This is a genomic window from Iodobacter sp. CM08, from assembly GCF_033446605.1.
Taxonomy (GTDB): domain Bacteria; phylum Pseudomonadota; class Gammaproteobacteria; order Burkholderiales; family Chitinibacteraceae; genus Iodobacter.
On record NZ_JAWQUO010000054.1, the window covers coordinates 26,560 to 28,209 of the forward strand.

A 1,650-nucleotide genomic window follows, 5' to 3' on the forward strand; every position below is an offset into this window, starting at 1 on the left:
CAGCAGCAGGCTCGTACGATACGTATCGGCCGAGCCTGCTCTGATAAGATCTCACGTATGGACGATCTTTAGAGGGCGTAGCTGGATGCTTAGCGGTGGCGCTATACTGATAAATCAATCACGATTCACATCGTGAATCGAATCAAAAATTAGTAACAAAGGTTAGGATTTAATGAATTACACAATTGCCATTCTCGACAGAGAGAACCACAACGTTGAATCCAATATTCTTTGGTTTCCTGAGACCATCGGTGGAGTAAAGAAAATGCTCTCCGTTTTTATGGATGAAACTCGGCCTGCAAATGCAGCTCAGTCGGCTAGATTATCTCGCTTGGTCAAGCGGCTGCTGATGTATTTCCCATTAGAAAGCAATTCAGAAGAAAACTCGTTATGGAACGGTATCAATCCAATTCATACAGTGCGTGATTTACCTAGCCAAGCGTGGACGATACAGATTGATTCTGATCAATCTGACGCATTTTTACGTCGATTATTACCGCTGGCGCGTGAATTGCGCTTGGATGTGTTTGATTTAGAAACGGAAACCTATTATTGCCATGATATGTTGCGTAGCTATGTGATTCCAGAAGAAAAAACGGCTATGTGGTATGAATTAGATCCGATTGCTGCTAATCCAGTGAAATACACCAAGGCAAAAGTCGCCAAGCGTTTTGCTGAGCAATTAACGCCAGCTTTGGCTGAGTATGGTTTTGTGCCTGTGCGGGAAAAATTGGATGATGGGTTTTTGTTTTATGTTCAGCGTGAAATTGAGGGGGGAAGTCAAGTCGTGTGGGCGAGTTGCAGCGGATCTGCTGGCGAGCTGCGTTGTCAAATGTATTTCGAAATTTATAGCCTGCGCGCTAGTGGTTTTATTCAGAAATTTCAGCAATGGCGTGAAAATCAACCGCTCAATGATTTTGCATGTAAAAAGATACGTATTAGTTTGTCAGAGCTTGAAACCCTACGTAGTCTTACTCATAGAAAAATTCTTAATAACATTGATCTCTGTCGAAGTACTGAAGAAATTGATTGGATGATTGAAGATACTTTGAATATGGGGATTTTTATACTTAATAAAGCGCGAACAATTCAAGGCTTGAATTGGTTACAGAGTAACAAGGAAGCAAAAGGGGTATACCCTAACAACTACTATAATACAAAAAAACAAAGCTTTTCCTTTTTTCTATATGCTCGATTGGCAGGAGATCCTCATTTTGAACAAATGGCTCAAGAAATATTGGAAGTGGTAAATAGTAAAGAGCCAATTCCAAATGCTCCCACCACTATTAATGAAATAATTACTTTTTGCCGCGAGTATGTATCCCCTGTTGGCGATGGGCCTGCATAGCAAGAACTCAAACTCTGAATATTCAGACATAAAGGTGAAGCCGCTCGTTTTGAAAGCGGATAAAAATTTTAGTAGATAAGGAGTGATATGAAAAAATGGTTAGTGTTCTTTTTTGCATTGTTATTGCCTGCACTGAGTTTTTCCGTAACAACTGCAGCATCGAATGATGCTGGTGCGACGTAAGCGCCTAGCCCTCCCATCTAAACGCCCTTTCCTTTTTTCGTCATGCTGAGGTTTTTATCAAGCAGGAGGATTTATGGGGGATTTGCAGACGCGGCGCGGGGAGTGGCTACTGCGTGTGG

The 1,650-nt window shown here is 41.8% G+C and carries 1 protein-coding gene; it reads left to right on the forward strand.

Annotated features, from left to right (window positions below; translation table 11 throughout):
• Positions 1-172: 172 nt before the first annotated feature.
• Positions 173-1,348, forward strand: coding sequence for a hypothetical protein (locus R6242_RS20600; protein WP_318430510.1), 1,176 nt, complete (start codon positions 173-175; stop codon positions 1,346-1,348).
• The last annotated feature ends 302 nt before the right edge of the window (positions 1,349-1,650 follow it).